We start from the raw sequence: 1,574 nt of genomic DNA on the forward strand, positions 1-1,574 counted from the left end.
AGGGCTTTATCAATAATGATCATGGAGTGGTTCCTATAGCAAAAAATAGCACCGTAAAATTTAGACAACAAGAGATTTCATCAAAGGCCAATCTTTGTCCTTCTCAGAGATCGCACTCACCGGTAGTGGCCACTCAATCCCGAAGGCTGGGTCATCATAACGTAGACCTCTTTCATAACCCGGGGTGTAAAACTCCCCCACCTGATAGATCACCTCAGCATTATCCGTTAGCGTTTGATACCCATGAGCAAACATCTCTGGCACATATAGTGCTCGGCGATTTTCAGCCGTTAATTCTACTCCCTCATGTTTCATGTACGTGGGAGAATCAGGTCGCATATCGATGATTACATCGTAGATAGCCCCTTGGATGCAGCGGACTAGCTTTGTTTCAGTTGCTGGGGCAACTTGGTAATGCATTCCCCGCAACGTGCCCTGTTGATAGTTAAAAGAAGAATTGCCCTGGGCCACTGTGGGTTTGAGACCCTGCTCGGCAAATTCCTTGGCGCAGAAGGTGCGGGCAAAGAAACCTCGATTATCTGATTTCTGCTCTAAATCAATGATAAAAGCGCTTTTGAGCTTGGTTTGGGTAAACTGCATCACTCTCTCCAGAAAAAGTTTTGGTCAATTTGCTGAGTCCGAATCAGGTACTCTAGCTGCTTAAGGCGGGTGAAGCCTCGAAACAAGAAAGTCTCTTGGTTTAGATCAATCCTAGAGAACAACTTAAAGAGCTGCTGAGCTCCCCGCCGAGCATCCCAGTCACACTTGAACCCTGGCAACGTTTGATTGATCTTCTCAAAGGAGACTCGGTAGCTGCGATTATCTGCTCCGCTATCCCCAAGGCTCAGGCGACATCCCTTAAAGGTTTCAGCCACAATCTGGGCAACTTCCTTGACTTGATAATTATGGGCCGTATCCCCAACATTAAAGATTTGGTTGTGAATGATGTCGCGAGGCGCTTCTAAGCTACAGACAATTGCTTTGCAGATGTCTAGAGCGTGGACCAAGGGCCGCCAAGGAGTGCCGTCACTGGTCATCTTAATCTCTTGAGTGGTCCAAGCCAGCCCTGCCAGATTGTTTAAAACAATATCAAAGCGCATCCGGGGTGAAGCCCCAAAAGCAGTGGCATTGCGCAAAAAGGTGGGAGAGAAGCCATCATCAGCCATTGGCTGTAGGTCTTTTTCAACCAAGGTTTTGCACTTGGCATAGGCGGTTTGAGGATTAACAGGGGAGGCTTCGGTGACATCTTCACCTGTGGCGACTCCATAGACACTACAGGAGGACATATAGATAAAGCGCCTGACTTTGGCTGCTTTGGCTAGGGTCGCGAGTCGCACTGACCCTTGATGGTTGATGTCGTAGGTGATGTTGGGGGCTAGCTGCCCAGCAGGGTCATTGGAGAGTTCTGCCATATGAACGACTGCTTCAATGCCTTGCAAGTCTTGAGCACAACGATGACGACGCCGATCATGACGTTCCTTCCAGCTTCGTTACCTCTTCGTCACTGAGGACCTCTTCGATCTCGTTCTCAAGAGTTTGGCCCCCAGCGTACTGATCCACAACTTGAAAGTTCC

At 48.7% G+C, this 1,574-nt stretch carries 1 protein-coding gene and 1 pseudogene; both read right to left on the reverse strand.

All coding sequences use genetic code 11. From position 1 onward, the window contains the following. Positions 1 to 60: 60 nt before the first annotated feature. Positions 61 to 600, reverse strand: a complete 540-nt coding sequence (gene rfbC / locus AC2VE5_RS26990) for a dTDP-4-dehydrorhamnose 3,5-epimerase (protein WP_486890613.1) — start codon at positions 598 to 600, stop codon at positions 61 to 63. Continuing rightward, a pseudogene (locus AC2VE5_RS26995) lies at positions 600 to 1,460 on the reverse strand (SDR family oxidoreductase); the annotation flags it as partial. The pseudogene AC2VE5_RS26995 and the gene rfbC, both read right to left, overlap by 1 nt. Positions 1,461 to 1,574: the final 114 nt, after the last annotated feature.

This window comes from Aliterella sp. E5.1 (assembly GCF_057473825.1).